The organism is Cognatishimia maritima, from assembly GCF_900129685.1.
Taxonomy (GTDB): Bacteria; Pseudomonadota; Alphaproteobacteria; order Rhodobacterales; family Rhodobacteraceae; genus Cognatishimia; species Cognatishimia maritima.
Genome location: NZ_FQWM01000001.1, coordinates 232,132 through 252,069 on the forward strand (window position 1 = coordinate 232,132; position 19,938 = coordinate 252,069).

Annotated in this window: 19 protein-coding genes and 1 tRNA gene; 8 read left to right on the forward strand and 12 right to left on the reverse strand. The window is 56.1% G+C overall.

What is annotated here, in order from left to right; all coding sequences use genetic code 11:
• Positions 1-8: 8 nt before the first annotated feature.
• Positions 9-1,049 (reverse strand): cysteine desulfurase family protein, encoded by a 1,041-nt coding sequence (locus BUA39_RS01175; RefSeq protein WP_072789706.1) that lies wholly within the window; start codon positions 1,047-1,049, stop codon positions 9-11.
• Entirely contained in the window at positions 1,046-1,510 is a 465-nt protein-coding gene (gene iscR, locus BUA39_RS01180; protein ID WP_072789709.1) for a Fe-S cluster assembly transcriptional regulator IscR, read from the reverse strand. The genes BUA39_RS01175 and iscR overlap by 4 nt, the downstream gene beginning before the upstream one ends.
• Before the next feature lie 167 nt (positions 1,511-1,677).
• Between iscR and BUA39_RS01185 the strand changes: the two genes are divergently transcribed.
• The 4 genes from BUA39_RS01185 (at position 1,678) to typA (ending at position 5,057) form a co-directional block, all read left to right on the forward strand.
• Positions 1,678-2,331 (forward strand): alpha/beta hydrolase, encoded by a 654-nt coding sequence (locus tag BUA39_RS01185; RefSeq protein WP_072789712.1) that lies wholly within the window; start codon positions 1,678-1,680, stop codon positions 2,329-2,331.
• 4 nt (positions 2,332-2,335) lie between these two features.
• Positions 2,336-2,578, forward strand: coding sequence for a hypothetical protein (locus BUA39_RS01190; protein WP_072789715.1), 243 nt, complete (start codon positions 2,336-2,338; stop codon positions 2,576-2,578).
• Complete coding sequence (locus BUA39_RS01195; RefSeq protein WP_072789717.1) at positions 2,571-3,167, forward strand: HD domain-containing protein; 597 nt, start codon at positions 2,571-2,573, stop codon at positions 3,165-3,167. Before BUA39_RS01190 ends, BUA39_RS01195 begins: the two co-directional genes overlap by 8 nt.
• Before the next feature lie 69 nt (positions 3,168-3,236).
• Entirely contained in the window at positions 3,237-5,057 is a 1,821-nt protein-coding gene (gene typA, locus BUA39_RS01200; protein ID WP_072789719.1) for a translational GTPase TypA, read from the forward strand.
• Positions 5,058-5,143: 86 nt separating this feature from the next.
• Here the strand turns inward: typA and BUA39_RS01205 are convergent, their stop codons facing one another.
• The 4 genes from BUA39_RS01205 to recA form a co-directional block, all read right to left on the reverse strand.
• Positions 5,144-5,527: a VOC family protein gene (locus BUA39_RS01205; RefSeq protein WP_072789721.1), complete on the reverse strand. Its 384-nt coding sequence runs from the start codon at positions 5,525-5,527 to the stop codon at positions 5,144-5,146.
• 61 nt (positions 5,528-5,588) lie between these two features.
• On the reverse strand, positions 5,589-5,876 hold the full coding sequence (locus tag BUA39_RS01210; RefSeq protein ID WP_072789722.1) for a DUF1330 domain-containing protein: 288 nt from the start codon (positions 5,874-5,876) through the stop codon (positions 5,589-5,591).
• The gene (gene alaS, locus BUA39_RS01215) at positions 5,876-8,527 is read right to left on the reverse strand and encodes an alanine--tRNA ligase (protein WP_072789724.1); all 2,652 of its coding nucleotides are present in this window, start codon (positions 8,525-8,527) and stop codon (positions 5,876-5,878) included. The genes BUA39_RS01210 and alaS overlap by 1 nt, the downstream gene beginning before the upstream one ends.
• A 134-nt stretch (positions 8,528-8,661) precedes the next feature.
• Positions 8,662-9,741, reverse strand: a complete 1,080-nt coding sequence (gene recA, locus BUA39_RS01220; RefSeq protein ID WP_072789726.1) for a recombinase RecA — start codon at positions 9,739-9,741, stop codon at positions 8,662-8,664.
• Positions 9,742-9,933: 192 nt separating this feature from the next.
• Here recA and BUA39_RS01225 point away from each other — a divergent pair, with 192 nt between their 5' ends.
• Positions 9,934-10,530, forward strand: a complete 597-nt coding sequence (locus BUA39_RS01225) for a gamma-glutamyl kinase (protein ID WP_072789728.1) — start codon at positions 9,934-9,936, stop codon at positions 10,528-10,530.
• Here BUA39_RS01225 and BUA39_RS01230 read toward each other — a convergent pair.
• From BUA39_RS01230 to guaB, 3 genes are all read right to left on the reverse strand, one after another.
• Complete coding sequence (locus BUA39_RS01230) at positions 10,522-12,051, reverse strand: ATP-binding protein (RefSeq protein ID WP_131814552.1); 1,530 nt, start codon at positions 12,049-12,051, stop codon at positions 10,522-10,524. The genes BUA39_RS01225 and BUA39_RS01230 overlap by 9 nt on opposite strands.
• A 110-nt stretch (positions 12,052-12,161) precedes the next feature.
• Complete coding sequence (locus tag BUA39_RS01235) at positions 12,162-13,319, reverse strand: RsmB/NOP family class I SAM-dependent RNA methyltransferase (RefSeq protein ID WP_072789732.1); 1,158 nt, start codon at positions 13,317-13,319, stop codon at positions 12,162-12,164.
• Complete coding sequence (guaB, locus tag BUA39_RS01240; protein WP_072789735.1) at positions 13,319-14,767, reverse strand: IMP dehydrogenase; 1,449 nt, start codon at positions 14,765-14,767, stop codon at positions 13,319-13,321. The genes BUA39_RS01235 and guaB overlap by 1 nt, the downstream gene beginning before the upstream one ends.
• A 178-nt stretch (positions 14,768-14,945) precedes the next feature.
• Here guaB and BUA39_RS01245 point away from each other — a divergent pair, with 178 nt between their 5' ends.
• Positions 14,946-16,982, forward strand: coding sequence for an ASKHA domain-containing protein (locus BUA39_RS01245; protein ID WP_072789738.1), 2,037 nt, complete (start codon positions 14,946-14,948; stop codon positions 16,980-16,982).
• Between the two features lies 1 nt (position 16,983).
• On the opposite strand, the gene BUA39_RS01250 is transcribed toward BUA39_RS01245, so the two are convergent.
• On the reverse strand, positions 16,984-17,652 hold the full coding sequence (locus BUA39_RS01250; RefSeq protein ID WP_084604633.1) for a c-type cytochrome: 669 nt from the start codon (positions 17,650-17,652) through the stop codon (positions 16,984-16,986).
• Between the two features lie 143 nt (positions 17,653-17,795).
• Here BUA39_RS01250 and BUA39_RS01255 point away from each other — a divergent pair, with 143 nt between their 5' ends.
• Both BUA39_RS01255 and BUA39_RS01260 read left to right on the forward strand, forming a co-directional pair.
• Complete coding sequence (locus tag BUA39_RS01255) at positions 17,796-18,332, forward strand: hypothetical protein (protein WP_084604721.1); 537 nt, start codon at positions 17,796-17,798, stop codon at positions 18,330-18,332.
• Between the two features lie 57 nt (positions 18,333-18,389).
• Positions 18,390-18,463, forward strand: a tRNA-Gly gene (locus BUA39_RS01260).
• A gap of 41 nt (positions 18,464-18,504) precedes the next feature.
• Here BUA39_RS01260 and phoB read toward each other — a convergent pair.
• A complete protein-coding gene (gene phoB / locus BUA39_RS01265; protein ID WP_072789744.1) occupies positions 18,505-19,194 on the reverse strand; it encodes a phosphate regulon transcriptional regulator PhoB in 690 nt (229 codons plus the stop codon).
• Positions 19,195-19,210: 16 nt separating this feature from the next.
• Positions 19,211-19,930: a phosphate signaling complex protein PhoU gene (phoU, locus tag BUA39_RS01270; RefSeq protein ID WP_072789746.1), complete on the reverse strand. Its 720-nt coding sequence runs from the start codon at positions 19,928-19,930 to the stop codon at positions 19,211-19,213.
• Positions 19,931-19,938: the final 8 nt, after the last annotated feature.

Below are 19,938 nucleotides of genomic sequence, written 5' to 3' on the forward strand. Positions count from 1 at the left end.
TCCTACTCTCACGCCGCTTTGGCGCGGTATTTTTCCAATTGGGTCAGCCACTTATTGGCGAAACCCAAAACCTGTTCTTCTGTGTTCTCTGGGCCAAGACTGACCCGTATCGCGCTGGACGCCACGGTGGCGTCATATCCCATAGCCGTCAAAACGGCGCTTGCTTTGACCTTGCCTGACGAGCAGGCAGAGCCTGCCGAAATGGCGTAGCCAGCCAGATCCATTTGCATCACTTGCGTTTCGCCTTTCCAGCCGGGAACCGCAAGGCAAGAAGTGTTGGGCAGACGGTCCGCATCCTTCCCGATAAAGATGGTGTCCGGTGCCGCGTCGGCAAGGGTGGTTTCCAACAAATCGCGTAGCCGTTTGACCGCATCCCAAACGCCCGCGTCCAGGTCGCGCACTGCTGCTGTGGCAGCGGCGGCAAACCCCGCGGCACCGATGATGTTTTCGGTGCCCGCGCGGCGTCCCATCTCTTGCCCGCCGCCCTTGAGCCGCGCCTGCACATCCGTGCCGCGTTTTACGACCAATGCCCCAATGCCTTTAGGCCCACCGAGTTTGTGGGCAGAAACAATCGCCATATCACAACCCAGCCAGTTGAAGGCAATCGGCAGTTTCCCAAAGGCCTGTGTCGCATCGCAAAGCGCGAGGCCCTGCGGCAGTTTTTGCACGATCCCGGTTTCGGAATTGGCAATCTGCAAAGTTGCTTTGGCAGGGTCATCAACAGTTACACTGCCATCAGCGGCTGTTGGTATTTCATTTTCAATCCAAGCTCTTACCGCGTCATGTTCAACTGACGATCCGGAAAAGCCACGCCCTTCCATGGCCAAAGCGGCCGCCTCCGTGGCGCTAGAGGTGAAGATCACATCCGCCCCATCCGCCCCAAATGCTGAGGCAACATCCGCGCGGGCTTTTTCGAGCAAAGATTTCGCCTTACGCCCTTCTGCATGCACAGAAGACGGATTGCCGACAACATCCATCGCGGCAATCATCGCCTCGCGCGCCTCCGGGCGCAGCGGCGTTGTAGCGTTATGATCAAGGTAGGCTCTCACTCGCAATCATCCACCACGGAAAACAACGTTGGCACTGCTGGGCACGGCGCGAGGCCGTTTTGCACCACATCGGACAGGCGCGTCTGATGCAAAAACACGTAAACATGCGCAGACAGGCCTTCCCAAAGACGGTTGGCCATCGACTGCGCCCGAGAGCCAGACTGCGCACCAGACGCGCCTGCCCCAGTGTGCAATGCGGAAACGGTTTCATCGACCGCCGACAGGATGTCGACAATTCGAATCTCGGCTGTGGGTCGTGCCAACCGATAGCCGCCGCCGGGGCCGCGTACCGATTCAACAAGTTCCGCACGGCGGAGCTTTACGAACAACTGCTCAAGATAAGCGAGCGAAATATCCTGACGCGTTGAAATTTCGGACAAAGTCACAAGCTTTTCAGTCGGTTGCAGGGCGATATCTGCAAGGGCAACCACCGCATAGCGGCCTTTGGTCGAAAGTTTCATTTCTCCCGCTCCCAAGCGAATTGATTGACCTGAAACGCTTCAATGCTTACATCGCTATGAGCGCCGTTGGACCGACTGTCCAATCCGATTTATTAGAACCGTTCTAAGGTGGCTGAGCAAATTCGTCAAGAAATGCTTATGCCCATAAACAGGAGCAGGGAAACCCTATGCCCGAGGTCATTTTTCCAGGACCCGAAGGTCGTCTTGAAGGCCGTTACCACCCCCAAAAAGACCGTGATGCACCAATTGCGATTGTGCTGCATCCGCACCCGCAATTTGGCGGGACCATGAACAACAAAGTGGTCTATAACCTGCACTATGCGTTCTATAATATGGGGTTCACTGTGCTGCGGTTTAACTTCCGTGGCGTAGGTCGTTCGCAGGGCGAATATGACCAGGGCGTAGGCGAACTGTCTGACGCGGCAAGCGCGCTTGATTACCTGCAGTCCATGAACAATAACTCCAAACACTGCTGGGTTGCTGGCTTTAGTTTTGGGGCTTGGATCGGCATGCAGCTTTTGATGCGCCGTCCAGAGATCACGGGTTTCATTTCGGTGTCGCCACCGGCCAATATGTATGACTTTAGCTTCTTGGCACCCTGCCCGTCTTCGGGCCTGATCATCAATGGCACCAGTGACCGTGTCGCGCCACCGTCTGACACGACGGCGCTTGTGAACAAGCTGCACGAACAAAAGGGCATCACGATTACTCATCAGGAAATCGAAGGGTCCGGCCACTTCTTTGAAGAGCCACATATGGATCATATGATTGGCAACGTCACTGACTACGTAAAGCGCCGCCTGACGGAAAACACACGCTAAACCCATGGACTACATCGATTCCCTTGCCGAAAAGCTCGCCCGTGATGTTCTGCTGGTGCAGAAAGAAACGAATGATCTGACATTGGTGCAGGAAATCGCTGCCGTGCTAGAGGCCTCATCCTCCAAAATGCATGAGGCCTTTATGACCGCTGTGCGCGTTTACGATTCCGAAGTGCGCGCGCGGCAGGTGCTTGATGCCAAGATCGCAGCAGCAGCCAAAGCAGCTGGGCTTGACCCGGATGCTTGACCAGACAGATGAGCGGCTGTCGCAGCAACTCGCGTTTCTGACTGAAATCGATAAGTTGAAATCGGTACTGCGCGCTACGACGCTATGTGATGGGTCGCGGCGCGAAAACACCGGTGAGCATTCATGGCATATCGCGATGTATGCTTTGATACTGGCGGAACACGCTAAATCGCCCGTGAACATTGATCGCGTCATTAAGATGCTTTTGATCCATGACATCGTCGAAATTGATGCGGGCGACAAACCCATTCACGGCAGTCATGATATTGCCGAAATGGAAGCCATTGAACAGGCCGCCGCTGATCGGATTTTTGGTCTTTTGCCAGAGGACCAACGCAAGGAACTTCGCGCGCTTTGGGAGGAGTTCGAAGCCGCAGAAAGCGATGACGCCATCTTTGCCAAATCTGTGGATCGGGTTCAGCCAGTGATTGCCAATCTGGAAACCGGCGGCGACAGCTGGCTTGAATACAATGTCTCGCGCCAGCAGTTGGAAGACCGCGTTGGCTGGAAAGTCGCCAAAGGCGCTCCGGCGCTATGGCAACATCTTCAGGCCCGGATTCGCAACTGGTTCGGCGCGCGCGCAGAATAGCAGCCTTTTCCTCTGGCCTTTTGCCCCCTTTCGCGCTAGGGCGCGCGAGAACATTTAAGAGGCAGGCCCATGGACCTTCGCAATATCGCGATCATCGCACACGTTGACCACGGTAAAACCACGCTCGTGGACGAGCTACTGAAACAATCTGGCGCCTTCCGGGCCAACCAGGAAGTGGCCGAACGTGCCATGGACAGCAACGATCTGGAACGTGAACGCGGTATTACGATTTTCGCAAAACCCACCAGCGTCGAATGGCATGGCACGCGTATCAATATCGTTGACACACCCGGCCACGCAGACTTTGGCGGTGAAGTCGAACGTATTCTCAGCATGGTCGACGGTGTTGTTCTGCTGGTGGATGCTGCCGAAGGGCCGATGCCGCAGACGAAATTCGTGACCTCCAAGGCGCTCGCGCTGGGGCTGCGTCCGATTGTGGTTCTGAACAAGGTCGACAAACCAGATGCCGAGCCTGACCGGGCGCTTGACGAGTGCTTTGACCTGTTTGCGTCACTGGACGCCAATGAAGACCAGCTTGATTTCCCACATATGTATGCCTCGGGCCGCAATGGCTGGGCAGATCACGAGTTGAATGGCCCACGCAAAGACCTGAGTGCGCTGTTCAACCTGATCGTGAACCACGTACCAGAGCCAAAGCAGATCAAAAAGCAAGGCGACGATTTCCGCATGCTGGCCACCACTTTGGGATCAGATCCATTTGTAGGCCGTATCCTGACGGGCCGCGTGGAAAGCGGGAAGTTGAAAGTTGGCGCGACCGTTCAGGCGCTCTCGCGCGTTGGTCAAAAGATCGAACAGTTCCGCGTCACAAAAATTCAAGCGTTTCGTGGCCTAGCGCAGCAAGACATCGAAGAAGCGCAGGCCGGTGACATTGTGTCTATCGCGGGCATGTCCAAAGCGACTGTGGCCGACACCATTTGTGCTCTTGCCGTGGATGAGCCGCTGGACGCGCAGCCGATTGACCCGCCGACCATCACAGTGACCTTTGGCATCAACGACAGCCCGCTGGCCGGTCGTGACGGCAAAAAAGTCCAGTCCCGTGTGATCCGTGACCGTCTATACAAAGAAGCCGAATCCAACGTCGCGATCAAAATCGCCGACACGCCGGGCGGCGAGGCGTTTGAAGTCTCTGGTCGTGGCGAACTTCAGATGGGCGTTCTGATCGAAAACATGCGCCGCGAGGGGTTCGAACTGTCGATCTCTCGTCCGCAGGTGATCATGCGCGAAGAAGACGGCGTGAAGATGGAGCCGGTCGAAGAAGCCACCATCGACGTGGATGACGAATACTCCGGTGCTGTTATTGAAAAACTGACAGGTTCCCGCAAAGGCGAATTGGTCGAAATGCGCCCAGCCGGTGCGGGCAAAACCCGGATCATCGCGCATGTACCGTCGCGCGGCCTGATCGGCTATCACGGCGAATTCCTGACCGACACCCGCGGCACCGGTGTTCTGAACCGCGTGTTCCACGGCTGGACCCCATACAAAGGGGCCATCCCGGGCCGTCGCGCTGGTGTGCTGATCTCCATGGAGAACGGGACCTCTGTCGCCTATGCGCTGTGGAACCTCGAAGAACGGGGCAAAATGATGATCGGTGCGCAGGCGGATGTCTACACCGGCATGATCATTGGCGAGCACAGCCGTGAAAACGACCTGGAAGTGAATCCGCTGAAAGGCAAAAAGCTGACCAACGTGCGGGCTTCAGGCACTGATGATGCCGTGCGCCTGACCACGCCAATGTCGCTGTCATTGGAAGAGGCGATTGCCTATATCAATGATGATGAGTTGGTTGAGGTCACGCCAAGCACGGTGCGTCTGCGCAAGCGCTATCTGGATCCGCATGAACGCAAGCGGATGTCCAAAGTCGCTAGCTAAGGGTGTGATTGGGGCCAGCCCCCAAACCCCCGGAGTATTTTTTAGAAAGATGAAGGGCCGCAATTTGTGGCCCTCATTTTTTTTGCCTAGTCTGGCCGATCTACGTGCTGATCAAAGAGGATGGCGTTTCCGTCCGGATCTTTCAGCATGAAACTCGCAGGGCCGGTGCTGTCAGGGTCAGCAGTGGTTTCAAGGGCAATACCCGCCTCATGCAGCCGCTTTTGCAGGTCGCGCACATCTTCGAAATCCTCCACAGGTTGGGCGTTTTGATCCCATCCGGGGTTCAACGTCAGGATATTGCCCTCAAACATGCCCTGGAACAGGCCAATGACCGCGCTGCCGTTCTTGAGAATGGCAAAGCCATGTTCCGACATATCGTGAAACTGTTGAAAGCCCAGTGTTTCGTAAAAGGCGATTGACGCCTTGAGATCCTTAACGGACAGGCTGATCGAAAACGCACCCAATGACATGCTATCCTCCGCAATTTGCTTGCGTCTAGGATGGCACGGTCGCGCAAAAATTCCGACAGTTTTATCCGTCGACTTCTATTATGGTCAGAGATCGCTCAGAGGCACCTTCGGCAAACTGGACCGCCTCTTGGTAGGCGGCGCTGTTGTAGCAGTTTTCGGCAGCAGTGAGGCTGGGGAAGCGAATGATTGTGTGTCGATCTGCCCCAACCCCTTCTAACTGCTTGAAAGCAGCACCACGGGCGATGAACTGACCGCCCATGGTTTCAATCACCGGGACCGCGCATTTTGCGTATTCGGCGTAGGCCTCTGGATCAGAGACGGTGACGTGGCTGATCCAGAGCGCGGGCATTAGGCACCCAGAACCGCTTCGGCTGCTTTGATCGCGGCCTCTGCGTTGTCGACGGATTTTGCACCGCCCTGCGCAAGGTCAGGACGCCCGCCGCCACCTTTACCACCCAGTTCCGCGACCGCTGCACGCACAAGATCAGGCGCTTTTACGGTGTCGGTTAGATCCTTGGTGACGCCTGCCGCAACAGCGGCTTTGCCATCGGCATCTGCGATCAACAGCACGGCACCACTTTCAATACGTGCTTTGTGTTCGTCAATCAAAGCGGGCAAATCACGCCCAGATACACCAGAAAGCACCTGAGCTACGAACTTTACCCCATTGATTTCTTTGGATTCTGCAGCATTTCCGTCACCAGATCCACCAGCCATAGCAAGTTCGCGACGCAATTGCGCGACTTCGTTCTGCAGCGCTTTGCGTTCGTCCAGCAACGCCTTTACGCGTTCGGGCACATCCGCGGTTTGCGCTTTCAGTTGCAAGGCCGTCTGCGCCAAACGGTGGTCTTGTTCACTCAAATAGCGCATGGCATCGGCCCCGGTCAGCGCCTCAATCCGGCGCACACCGGCAGAGCTGGCGCTGTCGCCAAGCGTAACGAAGGCCCCGATATCACCAGTTTGGCGCACATGGGTGCCGCCGCAGAGTTCTAGCGAATAGGTTTGCCCATCCAGCCCTTTGCCGGTTTTCGCGCGGCCCATTGAAACGACGCGGACTTCGTCGCCGTATTTTTCGCCAAACAGCGCCTGAGCACCAATGGCGCGGGCGTCATCTGGTGTCATAATCCGGGTTTCAACCGCGCTGTTTTGGCGGATATAGGTGTTCACCTCATCCTCAACTTGGCGCAGTTCGTCCAAGGTCAGCGCCTTGGTGTGGCTGAAATCAAACCGCAAGCGGTCGTCGGCATTTAGGGACCCACGCTGTGCAACATGATCGCCAAGCGCATTGCGCAGGGCTTCGTGCAACAGGTGCGTTGCCGAGTGGTTGGCACGGATCGCGGTGCGGCGCGCATGATCCACGGTCAGCTGTGCGCCCTGCCCGGCTTGTAGATGGCCTTCGGTCACTTCGGCGATATGGATAAAGACGCCAGCGGCTTTCTTGGTGTCGGTGACACGCGCGCTGCCGGTTTCGGTTTTGATCACGCCACTGTCACCAACCTGACCACCGGATTCTGCATAGAAAGGTGTCTGGTTCAGAACGATCTGCACCTTGCCGTCGGCCTTGTCGACCTGCGCGCCGTCCGCGACAAGCGCGGTGATCTGACCTTCGGCAGTTTCAGTATCGTATCCAAGGAAATCTGTGGTTCCATGCTGATCGGCGATGTCAAACCAGATGGTGCTGTCTGCCGCTTCGCCGGATCCTGCCCAGGCAGCGCGTGCTTTTGCTTTTTGTTCGGCCATGGCCGTATCAAAGCCATCGGTGTCCACTGACAGACCACGTTCGCGTAAAGCGTCCTGCGTAAGGTCGAGTGGGAAGCCGTAGGTATCATAGAGCTTAAAGGCCGCTTCGCCCGGCAGCGCCGCGTCCTCGGACAGTCCAGACACTTCGTCATCCAACAACTTCAAGCCGCGATCCAAAGTCTGCTTGAACCGAGTTTCTTCCAGTTTAAGCGTCTCTTCGATCAATGACTGGGCTTGGCCCAATTCTGGATAAGCAGCGCCCATCTTGCTGACCAGCGCTGGGACAAGGCGGTGCATGACCGGGTCTTTTGCACCCAAGAGGTGCGCATGGCGCATCGCGCGGCGCATGATGCGGCGCAAAACGTACCCACGGCCATCGTTTGATGGCATCACGCCGTCGGCAATTAGGAAGGAGGTAGAGCGCAGGTGGTCGGCAATCACGCGGTGATGCACGTTTTGGTCGCCGTAGGGATCAACCGAGGTCGCATGCGCCGAGGCCTCGATCAGCGATTTCATCAAGTCGGTGTCGTAGTTATCGTGGCTGCCCTGCAGCAGCGCGCCGATCCGTTCCAGTCCCATGCCGGTGTCGATGGACTGCATGTCCAGCGCCTTCATGGAGCCATCTTCGAACTGCTCGTTCTGCATGAAAACGACGTTCCAGATTTCAATAAAGCGGTCGCCGTCTTCTTCTGGCGAACCGGGAGGGCCACCCCAGATATGGTCACCGTGATCGTAAAAGATTTCGGTGCACGGACCACAGGGGCCGGTTGGACCCATCTGCCAGAAGTTGTCGCTGGTTGCGATACGGATGATGCGATCTTCTGGGACGCCGACTTTTTTCCAGATTTCAAAAGCTTCGTCGTCGGTGTGATAGACCGTCGTGTAAAGCTTGTCCTTCGGAATATCGAATTCTTTGGTGATCAGCTCCCAAGCAAATGGGATCGCGTCGTCCTTGAAGTAATCGCCAAAGCTAAAGTTGCCGAGCATTTCAAAAAACGTGTGGTGGCGCGCGGTGTAACCGACATTATCAAGATCGTTGTGTTTGCCGCCGGCGCGCACACATTTCTGCGACGTGGTCGCGCGTTTGTAGTCGCGGGTCTCGATTCCGGTGAAAAGGTTTTTGAATTGAACCATGCCCGAGTTCGTGAACATCAACGTTGGATCGTTGCGCGGCACGAGGGGGCTTGAGGGCACAATCTGGTGCCCCTGCTTTTCAAAGTAGTTCAGAAATGTAGACCGGATGTCGTTCAGGCTTGGCATGCGTGCGCTCACTGGAGAGTTTCTTGCTTCCAGAACGGTTTATCCCCACGCGGCGGAGGTGTCCACAGCGCATAAAGTCTTGACCTGCACAGGTCAGCAAAAAGGCCGCTGAACGCGGCCTTTGTTACAGTTGCTTAGCTATCTTCCACCAGGGCATCATTGTCATCGACACCCGGCGGCATGTCAAAATCCAACCCATGCGCGGCGCGGATTTTATCTTCGATCTGAAGCGCGATCCGCGAATTTTCACGCAGGAATTGCTTGGCGTTTTCGCGGCCCTGCCCGATACGTTCGTCACCATAGCTGAACCAACTGCCTGATTTTGCGACGATTCCGGCTTTCACACCTAGGTCCAGCAGTTCCCCCATTTTAGAGATACCTTCGCCATACATGATGTCGAATTCAACCTGCTTGAACGGTGGGGCCACTTTGTTTTTAACAACTTTGACGCGGGTGGCGTTGCCAACAACCTCGTCCCGATCTTTCAAAGCGCCGATCCGGCGGATATCCAAGCGGACGGAGCTATAGAATTTCAAAGCATTGCCGCCGGATGTGGTTTCCGGAGAGCCGAACATCACGCCGATTTTCATCCGAATTTGGTTGATGAAAATCACGGTGCATCTCGAACGGTTGATTGAGCCGGTCAGCTTTCGCATGGCTTGGCTCATCAACCGGGCCTGAACGCCCACACTGCTGTCGCCCATGTCGCCTTCGAGCTCGGATTTCGGCGTTAGCGCCGCGACCGAGTCAACCACCACCATATTAACTGCGCCGGATCGCACAAGCGTATCGACAATCTCCAGCGCTTGTTCACCCGTGTCGGGCTGAGAGATCAGCAGTTCATCCAGGTCCACGCCCAGCTTTTTGGCATATTGCGGGTCAAGCGCATGTTCCGCGTCTACAAAGGCGCATACGCCGCCCTTTTTCTGTTCCTCCGCGACGCAATGCAGTGTCAGGGTTGTCTTACCAGAGCTTTCCGGTCCGTAGATTTCAATGATCCGTCCTTTGGGAAGACCGCCAATGCCAAGCGCGATATCCAGGCCCAATGACCCGGTTGAGGTCGCTTCGATTTCCTGAAAAACGTTGCCGTCCCCCAGCTTCATAATCGAGCCTTTGCCGAACTGCCGCTCGATCTGGGCCAGTGCGCTATCAAGCGCCTTTTGTTTGTCTGAAGATGCCTTGCTGCTCATGTTCAATAAATCTGCCGTTGCCATTTGGTTGCTTCCTTATTCCACACCCGCACAAAGGCGGCAATGATTGGCTTGTTCTCGTCTTGTTCTCATTCTTATGAGATCAAAACGGGAACATTTCAATAAAAAACTTGCTAAAATTACTTTTGACCAAAAGCATTAAGCGTTAGTTTACGATGAGAAAATCTCGTGCAGAACAAAAATAAAGGCGTGTAAATGCTTGTTTTCTGGAAAGAAAAACTTGTGATCCTTGCGGTGCCAAAGACCGGGACAACCGCCTTAGCGCAGGCATTGGGGCCACGGGCGGACATCGTGATCAACGATCCTCCGGAACTGAAACACGCGCCGGTCTTTCGCTATAACCGGTTTTTCCGTCCAATGTTCGAAAAAGCCTGCGGTGTCGACTCGATGGACATCATGGCCGTAATGCGCGACCCGGTGGATTGGCTGGGCAGTTGGTATCGGTATCGCAGGCGTCCGTTTACCAAGGGCACACCCGCATCGACGCACGATGTGAGTTTTGACGACTTCGTGACAGAGTATTGCAAGGAAGAGCGTCGCGCCTTTGCCAATGTAGGAAGCCAGGCGAAATTTTTGGAGCCGCGGCCCAATGGCACACGTGTGACACACCTGTTCCGATATGAGGACCAAGACGCCATTCTTTCGTTTTTGGACGAGCGTCTATCTGATGTGCCAGAGCTAACGAGGGCGAATGCATCCCCTCAGATGGACCTGACGCTGTCGCCTGACGTGCGTGCGCTTTTGCAAAAGACACATGCAGCGGAATTTGCGCTTTATGTGAGCTTAGGGTGACGCGCCGCGCAACTGATCTTGAACCGCTGCGATGAGGTCGGACAAAGAAAAGGGTTTGGGCAGAAATACCGCATGCGAAAGCGCATCGGGCAGCGCCCCCAGTTTCTCTTCGGCGTAGCCTGACATGAAGATGACTGGAAGCGTTGGTATGGTGCGCATAGCATCTTCAGCCCACGTAGGGCCATCAAGCCCCGGCATCGCGACATCAGAAACGATCAGGTCAAACTGCTTGTCGCCACTTTGAACGATTGCCAGTGCTACTTCGCCACTGGCGGCCTGAGTGACTTGAAAACCCTTCAACTGCAACGCACGGGCCGCGAAGGCCCGCACGGGGGTTTCGTCCTCGACCAAAAGGATTGTGCCCTTCATGGCAGGCAGAGTTGCGTTGCGCTTTATTGAAGCGTGTTCATGCAGACCGCCAGCAGTCGTCGCCGTCGGAAAAAGCAGCGTAAAGGCTGCACCCTCTCCTTCTGCGCTCTCGACAAAGATGAACCCACCGGACTGTTTCACAATGCCATATGCGGTCGACAGGCCTAGCCCCGTGCCTTCGCCCACCCGCTTGGTGGTGAAAAAAGGTTCAAAGATTTTTCGTTGCTTATCCGGCGAAATACCCACGCCGCTGTCCTTGACGGTGATCGTCACATAGTCCCCTTTGGGCACCGTTGCACGGTCTCGTTGCTCGGGTGTTTCAAGGTGCAGGTTGGCAGTCTGTAAGACGACGTCACCACCTTTTGGCATGGCATCGCGGGCGTTAACCACTAGGTTGATGACCACTTGCTCCAACTGCTGTGGGTCAAGAAACACTGCCCCCAAATCGCTGCCATGTTTGACAATCAGGTTGATGTCAGTGCCCAGCAAACGGCGCAATAGTTTGGTGAGCCCGTCGATCAAAGCCCTCAGATCCACGGTTTTCGGCTGCAGGGTTTGCTTTCTTGAATAGGCAAGAAGCTGCGCCACAAGCGCGGCGGCGCGATTGGCGTTCTGATGGATTTGCATCAGGTCAGCATGCGCTGGGTCAGAGTCATCCCGGTCGAGCAGCAGCAGGTCGCAATGCCCTGAAATCGCCGTCAGCAGATTGTTGAAATCATGTGCAATCCCACCCGCAAGCTGCCCAATCGCCTGCATCTTTTGGCTTTGCACAAACTGCGCCTCAAGCGTCTTGAGTTCCGTCGCATCATGCAACACCGCATAGAGATCGACCCGTTCGTCACGCACGACGCGGCCAAGGGTCATTTGCACAAACACCTCTCGGTCATCGCGTTTGATGCGCAAAAATTCTGTTAGATTCTGCGAGCGCCCTTCTGCCGCTTCGCCCAGCCAGGCGAGCATCGGGCGGCCAAGCCCCTCCATCACGTCACCTAAGCGGGGTTTATCCGCAAGTTGCGGCCCCATCAAATCCCGCGCACGCTTGTTGGCGGAAAGGATCGTGCCATGCGTGTCGACCTTTAGGGTCGCGACTGGCATGTCCTCATAGGTGATGCCAGGGTCGCGCTGCGTTCTCTGTGTCTGTAGATCCGTCAAACCAAATCCCTAGAATGCATTGCGCATTCCATTTTTGAATAAAACAACCAACAAATTCTAAAGAGAACTTTGCACGCAAAGGTTGAAATTTCAAAGAGGGTTGTGAGGGGTCAGTTCGAACGCCTTAGGCAGGCCGTAAAGAATCCGTCGCAGCCGTCCAGCGGTGTCCAATGGTGCTGGTAGCAGAGGTCCCAGTTGGGGTGATCTTGCATGAACCGGTCGATTTGTTGTTCGTTTTCACGCGCCAGCAATGAACAGGTTGCATAGACAAGGTGGCCTTGATCCGTGACGTAGTCCGTTGCTTTGCTCAATATCTCGGCCTGTAGCGCGCAGGTTTCTTCCAGTGCCTCTGGGGTGAGTTTCCATTTGGCATCAGGATCGCGTCGCCATGTACCGGACCCGGAACAGGGCACATCGCAGAAGACCAGATCAAACGGTCCGGCAGATTGAACCACGTCGCTTTGCAATACCGTCACATCCACCCCAGCGCGTCGTGCGCGTTCAGGCAGGTCGCGCAGGCGCGATTGAATTGCGTCATGGGCAAAATAGGTGCCGGGGAACCGCCCTGCCATGGCCAACAACTTCCCGCCACCGCCCGCGCAGTAATCCAGCACCCGCGCGCCTTCGGGCAGCGGCAACAGGTCAATGGCCGCCTGGCTGGCCGCATCTTGTAGCTCAACCAGACCGTCCTTGTAGACGACAGAGTTCCTAATCTTCCGCGCGCCTTCCGTGACTTCTAGCGCGGTCCCAGATGCAGGGTGCGCCTTTGTCTCGATGCCCTCTTTGGCAAGAGCAGCCTTCGCCTGCGGAAGTGTCGCCTTGCGCAGGTTCACACGCAAGATTACTGGCGCACGTTGTTTCAGAAGCGCTTCAACCTCTGCGAACGAGTCACCTAGGTCTTTCGCAAGCTCTGTTGCGACCCAATCTGGCAGATCGATGCAGGCTTTGACCTCTGTGTCTGGCAATTCACCATCGCTCAGCGGGGCTGGACCATAAGGAGAGCCGTCAAACAGCGCTTGCACGTCTTCGCCATTCAGGCGGATCATGCCCAACATGATCGCGCGGGCTGTGCCGCCACTGCCTGCCTGCGCTGCTGAATTCCGAAGTCTGAGAGCATCAAACACAAGATCGCGGATTGCAGCACGGTCTTTGGAACCAGCAAAGCGCGACCGGCGCGCCCAACTGGTCAGAACCCGTTCTGCGGGCGCGCCGTCAAGGATTGGCTCTAGAAGCTCAATCGCGGTCTGGACGCGCGCCGCAGGTGTCATCAACCGACCCGGTAGTTCGGGGATTCGCGGGTGATCTGAACATCATGCACGTGGCTTTCTTTCAAACCCGCACCGGTGATTTTCACAAATTGACAGTTCTTGCGCATGTCTTCGACGGTCGCGTTGCCGGTGTATCCCATCGCCGCGCGCAGACCGCCGACCAACTGGTGGATAACGGTGCCAGCAGAGCCTTTATAGGCCACCTGACCTTCAACGCCTTCCGGCACCAGTTTGTCAGAGGCCGCGTCTTTCTGGAAATAGCGATCAGCAGAGCCGCGCGCCATGGCACCAAGGCTGCCCATGCCGCGATAGGATTTGTAAGAGCGGCCATTGTAGAGGATCACCTCGCCCGGGCTTTCATCGGTGCCTGCGATCATTGATCCGACCATCGCGCAGGACGCGCCCGCCGCAATCGCCTTGGCGAAGTCGCCAGAGAACTTGATACCGCCATCCGCGATCACCGGCGTGTCGCCCGCTGCTGTAGCGCAATCCATAATGGCTGTCAGCTGAGGGACACCTACGCCAGCGACCATACGCGTGGTGCAGATAGACCCCGGACCGATGCCGACTTTGACAGCATCCGCGCCCGCATCAATCAACGCGCGGGTTGCTTCGCCGGTGGCAACGTTACCGGCGATGACTTGCACTTGATTAGACAGTTTCTTGACTCGGGTCACGGCGTCCAGCACGCCTCTGGAGTGTCCGTGCGCCGTGTCGACAACGATCACATCAGCCCCAGCGTCGATCAACATTTCCGAGCGCGCAAATCCGCTGTCGCCAACCGACGTTGCCGCTGCAACGCGCAGGCGTCCCAGATCGTCTTTGCAGGCTGTGGGGTTCAATACCGCTTGTTCAGTGTCTTTCAAGGTCAGTAGGCCTGTCAGCTTGCCCTTGCCATCAACCACAAGCAGTTTCTCAATCCGGCGAGCTTTCATCAAGCTTTTGGCTTCTTCAAGGTCAGCAGGCTCTTGCAGCATCGCTAGGTTGTCTGCTGTCATCATCACGGAGACCGGCGTGTCATCGCTTTCGGCAAAACGCATATCGCGGTTTGTTACAATCCCCATGACCCGCCCTGCGTCGTCAACGACGGGAAACCCAGTTACGCGGTAACGCTCCATCAGCAGCTTGGCATCGCCCAGCGTCTGGCTCGCTTTCAATGTGATGGGGTTATAGACGATGCCGCTGACAAACCGTTTGACTCGGCGGATCTGACGGGACTGTTCCTCGGCATCAAGGTTTTTGTGAATAACCCCCATGCCACCGGCCTGTGCCATGGCAATCGCCATACGCGCCTCGGTGACGGTATCCATCGCAGAACTAAGAAGTGGAATGTTCAATGAGATCGACTTGGTGACGCGGGTCCGCGTATCAGCCGTGCTGGGCAGCACTTCGGAAGCGCCGGGAACTAGCAGAACATCGTCAAAGGTCAGGGCCTCACGAATCTCCATCACACATCTCCTTGGGTGGGGTCGTTTGGCGCTTCCCTATTGCATGGTTCGCCCCATAGAGAAAGGCCTTTTCGACACGCAAAGGTCGCCAAAGCGTAGGAAATGATCGCTGGATGGCTTTCGCTTTGGAATAATTCGCCTATTGTCCGCCGAGAAACGTCAATGGACTAGGTTAGACATGAGTCAAAATCCTCTTGTGATCTTCACACCTTCTGGAAAACGCGGACGGTTTCCTGTCGGAACACCGGTCCTGACGGCGGCCCGCCAATTGGGCGTGGATCTGGATTCGGTCTGCGGCGGACGTGGGATTTGCTCTAAATGCCAGGTGACTCCTTCTGTTGGTGAATATCCCAAACACGGCGTCACGGTATCTGCCGATGCCTTGTCAGAATGGAACGCGGTTGAACAGCGCTACAAAGATAAGCGCGGCTTGATTGATGGCCGTCGTTTGGGTTGCCAAGCCACCGTGCAAGCAGACGTTGTGATTGATGTGCCACCTGAAAGCCAAGTGCACCGTCAGGTCGTGCGCAAACGGGCGGAGGCGCGCGACATTGTGCTGAACGCGGCGGTGCGACTTTACTATGTCGAGGTCGAAGAACCTGATATGCACAAGCCCTCAGGCGATTTGGAGCGCTTGAAGTCCGCGCTGCAAAAGCAATGGGGCCTTGAGAAAATCAGTATAGACCCTGCGCTTTTGCGGACCCTTCAACCAACGTTGCGGAAGGGCAATTGGACCCTGACAGTGGCCGCGCACAAAACGCATCAATCCGACACGGTCGAAATCACGCGCATTTGGCCGGGCTATTTTGACGGTCCAATCTATGGCCTTGCTGTTGATCTCGGGTCAACGACCATCGCTGCGCATCTATGTGATCTGAAAACCGGTGAGGTCGTGGCCTCCTCAGGCATTATGAACCCGCAGATCAGGTTTGGCGAAGACCTTATGAGCCGCGTCAGCTACGCGATGATGAACAAAGGCGGAGATTTGGAAATGACCCGCGCCGTCCGTGATGGCATGCGCGCGCTCTTTGATCAGATTGCAAAGGAAGGTGAGATCGACAAGGACTTGATCCTTGACGCGACCTTTGTCTGCAACCCGGTCATGCATCACCTGTTCCTTGGCATTGACCCTTATGAGTTGGGGCAAGCTCCTTTTGCCTTGGCGCTGAACACCTCTTTATCGTTGAAAGCCAGTGACTTGGACCTTGGTCTTCACCAAGGCGCGCGGGTTTATGTGCTGCCCTGTATCGCTGGGCATGTCGGTGCCGATGCGGCTGCGGTTGCCCTGTCTGAGTCGCCCAATACGTCTGAAGACCTTGTGCTTTTGGTGGATGTCGGCACCAACGCTGAAATCATTTTGGGCAACAAAGACCGTGTGTTGGCGTGTTCATCGCCCACTGGCCCGGCCTTTGAAGGCGCGCAGATCAGTTCCGGCCAGCGCGCCGCGCCCGGCGCGATCGAACGGGTCGAGATTGATCCGGTGACCAAAGAACCCCGATTCCGCGTGATTGGCTCTGACCTTTGGTCCGATGAGGATGGGTTTGATCGCGCGATAGCCACCACCGGCATCACCGGCATCTGCGGTTCGGGTATTATCGAGGTTTTGGCAGAAATGCGCCTTGCCGGTCTTCTGGACGCTTCTGGGCTGATCGGAAGCGCCGAACAAACCGGCAGCGCGCGGTGCATTCCTGATGGGCGCACGCATTCCTACCTGCTCTGGGACGGCTCCGCGGACGGTGGCCCGGTGATCACGGTCACCAACCCTGACGTGCGCGCGATCCAAATGGCAAAAGCTGCGCTGTATTCGGGCGCACGGCTACTGATGGACAAGCTTGAGGTTGAGACGGTTGATCGCATTGTACTTGCCGGGGCCTTTGGTGCGCATATTTCGGCCAAACATGCGATGGTTCTCGGCATGATCCCGGATTGCCCTTTGGACAAGGTAACCAGCGCCGGCAACGCCGCAGGCACTGGCGCACGGATTGCTTTGCTGAACATCGACGCGCGGGCCGATATTGAAAAAACCGTAGGAGAGATCGAAAAGATTGAAACCGCCGTAGAGCCGCGCTTTCAAGAGCATTTCGTGAATGCCTCCGCAATGCCCAATGCGGTCGAGCCGTTTCCGATCCTAAAAACCGTTGTGGATTTGCCTGAGGTGTCATTCAACACCGGTGGCGAGGGCGGTGGAAACCGTCGCAGACGCCGCCGGGGATAAATCAACTGTTATGCGAGCCCCACTCGCACCGGTCAAAATCAACGTAACGCACCAGCGTTTCGGTTTGCCCCATCGGTGTGAGTCGTGAACAGCCTTCCAGATGGGATTCATCCTGAAACACCGAAACAACAGCGCGCGCTCCCGCTGCGCCACCTGTCGCGCATAACACATCACCCTGCGCCAATCGCTGCGTCAGCCTTTCTCCGGCTGCGCTTTCAGCAACAAAGAAGTAGGTGATTTCGGCCTTATTCATGATGCAAACACGGGCATCTTCGTGAGTGGAAAACCCAGCAAGATAGGCCACCACATCGCGTCTGTCCTGGCTATCTTTCAGCTTGAACGTCATTTTCGCTTTGGCTTTTGGGTCGTCCAAATAGGCGCGCAGGAACGCTCTCGGATCTTCGAGATAAGCCGTCAAATGCGCTTCGTCCCAGATTAGACCATTTGCACCAGCTTGCTGCATCCCGCTTCCGTATTTGTAGCCGTCGACCGACCCTGCGGCGCGTCCAACGACACCCGTCAGAACTGGGCCGGTCTTGTTTTTTGCCCCATCACCGACTGCGTGACAGGCAGAGCATTTCTTGAAGATGACCTCCCCATTCTGCGCGTCCTGCGACGCAAGCGGCGAGGCCAACAGTAGAAATGGCATGCAAACACTGAACCACCGCATCAAACATCCTCCTGATCTGAATAAATCCTGCAAGACCGCGACCGCACCGTCTAATCACGTCGCTGCACAGAATGGTGATCAAGCTTGTAGTCTCGGTTTCCGCAAACATGCGTAGGCTTGGTGCAGCGAAGGAGGAGACCACGATGAAAAAGATGATCGCGACCGCAGCGCTGACCCTGAGCCTGGGGGCCGCTGCATTTGCCATGGATGATGCTCCCTTTGGCACCGATGCAGACGCCGCCTATGCCGCAGACCTATGGGGAATCATGGAAGACATGAATCTTGTGGGCGCTGATATGGTGCATAGCTTCCCATATGAAGGGGTTGAGCCGCACGGAATGATGCTGGAGACGTTTTATACAACAGCGACCGTGAACGGACATACTGGAGATCTGATTGTGAAACGCAACTATGGGCCGGAAGGTGTTGAAGTTAATCAGGTATTATCCGATCCGGGCACCCATCTTGGGGCGCACACCGTGATGTTCCGTCGAGAGGCCGGATATGATTCCGACAACAAAGATTGGTTCTGGGTAAAGTACCTGCCAGATGGATCGCTCGATAAGAACCCCGCTGGCGTTGGGCTTGCCGGACGCGTTGCCAAGGGCGCCGATCAGGGGTGTATTGCCTGCCATTCTGCCGAAGATGACTATGTTTTCACCTCTGATCACCTGAACTAAGGTTATATAGAAAACTTACTTGTGTGGGCGCATTTGACAGGCTACATCCGGCGTGAGGCGGGTGTAGCTCAATGGTAGAGCAGTAGCTTCCCAAGCTAACGACGAGGGTTCGATTCCCTTCACCCGCTCCAATAAAAAACGCCGCTCAAAATAGAGCGGCGTTTTTTTGTGGCTACCCAAGCGCATACCCTGCGCCACGCACTGTGCGCACGGGGTCTTCTCCGCCGTGGACACAAAGCGCTTTGCGAAGGCGGCCGACGTGGACGTCCACTGTGCGGCTGTCAACATAGATGTCGCGGCCCCAGACGCGGTCCAGCAGTTGTTCACGGCTCCAGACGCGGCCGGGTTTTTCCATGAAGGTGGACAGCAAGCGGAACTCTGTTGGCCCAAGTTTCAAAGGCTGATCAGACCGAGTCACCCGATGGGTTTCGCTGTCCAGAACGATGTCTTCGTATTCTAGCTGCAGCCCAACTGTTGACGGGCGCACACGGCGCAGCTGCGTGCGCACGCGGGCCATCAGTTCCAGCACAGAATAGGGTTTCACGACATAGTCGTCAGCGCCGGTTTCAAGCCCGCGGACGCGATCCACTTCTTCGGAACGCGCTGAGAGCATCAGAACCGGGATCGCGCGCGTTTCGGCGCGGGATTTTAGACGCCGACAAATTTCGATACCTGAAATTCCGGGCAGCATCCAATCCAGCACGATGATATCTGGCATCTCTTCATCAACCAGCATCATAGCTTCTTCGCCTTCAGCCGCCGTGACAACGTCAAACCCTTCGGACTGAAGGTTATAAGAAAGCACTTCGCGCTGTGCGGGTTCGTCTTCGACCAGCAGGACTTTTGGGTGTTCTGTCGCCATCTTGCGTCTCTATGCCTTAGATCGGTTCAGAGATTTCTGGATCGCGAGAGGTCATATCCTCCTTCACGCGTCCCTCGTCTGGCATGCTACCTGTGACAAGATAGATGACCTGCTCTGCGATAGCTGTCACATGGTCGCCCATGCGTTCGGTGTTTTTCGCGATGAAATGCAGGTGCATACAGGGCGTGATGTAACGCGGGTCTTCCATCATAAAGGTCAGGAACTCACGGAACAGTGCGTTATACATCTGGTCGATCTCGCGGTCGCGATCCAGGATTTCCTGTGCCAGTTCAACATCGCGTTGGATATAAGCGTCCAGCGCATCCTTGAGCATCAGCTGCACTTCTCGCGCCATGCGGCCCAAGGCAGCGCGGGAGCCTTCGACCGGTGTCATATGGACCAGTACGGAATTGCGTTTCGCCATGTTCTTGGCGTAATCCCCGATGCGCTCAAGGTTGCCTGCGATCTTCATCACCGAAAGAATGACGCGCAGATCAACCGCAGTAGGCGCTCGCAAAGCGATGGTACGCGAGGCTTCTTCGTTGATCAGTTCCTCAAGCGCGTCGATGGCCTTGTCAGCTTTACGCACCTTTTCAGACAGCTCTTCATCGCGGTCTTTCAGCGACTTTGCCGCGTCCAGAATGGACTGTTCAACCAGACCGCCCATTTTCATAATATGGGCCTGAACGCTTTCCAGGTCGCGATCAAAAGAGGAAACAATATGTGTATCGTTCATGGAAATGA

Excerpts from the sequence above, each read along its gene's own strand:
- iscR (WP_072789709.1), bottom strand. The coding sequence starts at position 1,510 with ATGAAACTTTCGACCAAAGGCCGCTATGCGGTGGTTGCCCTTGCAGAT.
- BUA39_RS01185 (WP_072789712.1), top strand. The coding sequence starts at position 1,678 with ATGCCCGAGGTCATTTTTCCAGGACCCGAAGGTCGTCTTGAAGGCCGT.
- BUA39_RS01190 (WP_072789715.1), top strand. The coding sequence starts at position 2,336 with ATGGACTACATCGATTCCCTTGCCGAAAAGCTCGCCCGTGATGTTCTG.
- BUA39_RS01195 (WP_072789717.1), top strand. The coding sequence starts at position 2,571 with ATGCTTGACCAGACAGATGAGCGGCTGTCGCAGCAACTCGCGTTTCTG.
- typA (WP_072789719.1), top strand. The coding sequence starts at position 3,237 with ATGGACCTTCGCAATATCGCGATCATCGCACACGTTGACCACGGTAAA.
- BUA39_RS01205 (WP_072789721.1), bottom strand. The coding sequence starts at position 5,527 with ATGTCATTGGGTGCGTTTTCGATCAGCCTGTCCGTTAAGGATCTCAAG.
- BUA39_RS01210 (WP_072789722.1), bottom strand. The coding sequence starts at position 5,876 with ATGCCCGCGCTCTGGATCAGCCACGTCACCGTCTCTGATCCAGAGGCC.
- alaS (WP_072789724.1), bottom strand. The coding sequence starts at position 8,527 with ATGCCAAGCCTGAACGACATCCGGTCTACATTTCTGAACTACTTTGAA.
- recA (WP_072789726.1), bottom strand. The coding sequence starts at position 9,741 with ATGGCAACGGCAGATTTATTGAACATGAGCAGCAAGGCATCTTCAGAC.
- BUA39_RS01225 (WP_072789728.1), top strand. The coding sequence starts at position 9,934 with ATGCTTGTTTTCTGGAAAGAAAAACTTGTGATCCTTGCGGTGCCAAAG.
- BUA39_RS01235 (WP_072789732.1), bottom strand. The coding sequence starts at position 13,319 with ATGACACCTGCGGCGCGCGTCCAGACCGCGATTGAGCTTCTAGAGCCA.
- guaB (WP_072789735.1), bottom strand. The coding sequence starts at position 14,767 with ATGGAGATTCGTGAGGCCCTGACCTTTGACGATGTTCTGCTAGTTCCC.
- BUA39_RS01245 (WP_072789738.1), top strand. The coding sequence starts at position 14,946 with ATGAGTCAAAATCCTCTTGTGATCTTCACACCTTCTGGAAAACGCGGA.
- BUA39_RS01250 (WP_084604633.1), bottom strand. The coding sequence starts at position 17,652 with ATGCGGTGGTTCAGTGTTTGCATGCCATTTCTACTGTTGGCCTCGCCG.
- BUA39_RS01255 (WP_084604721.1), top strand. The coding sequence starts at position 17,796 with ATGAAAAAGATGATCGCGACCGCAGCGCTGACCCTGAGCCTGGGGGCC.
- phoB (WP_072789744.1), bottom strand. The coding sequence starts at position 19,194 with ATGGCGACAGAACACCCAAAAGTCCTGCTGGTCGAAGACGAACCCGCA.
- phoU (WP_072789746.1), bottom strand. The coding sequence starts at position 19,930 with ATGAACGATACACATATTGTTTCCTCTTTTGATCGCGACCTGGAAAGC.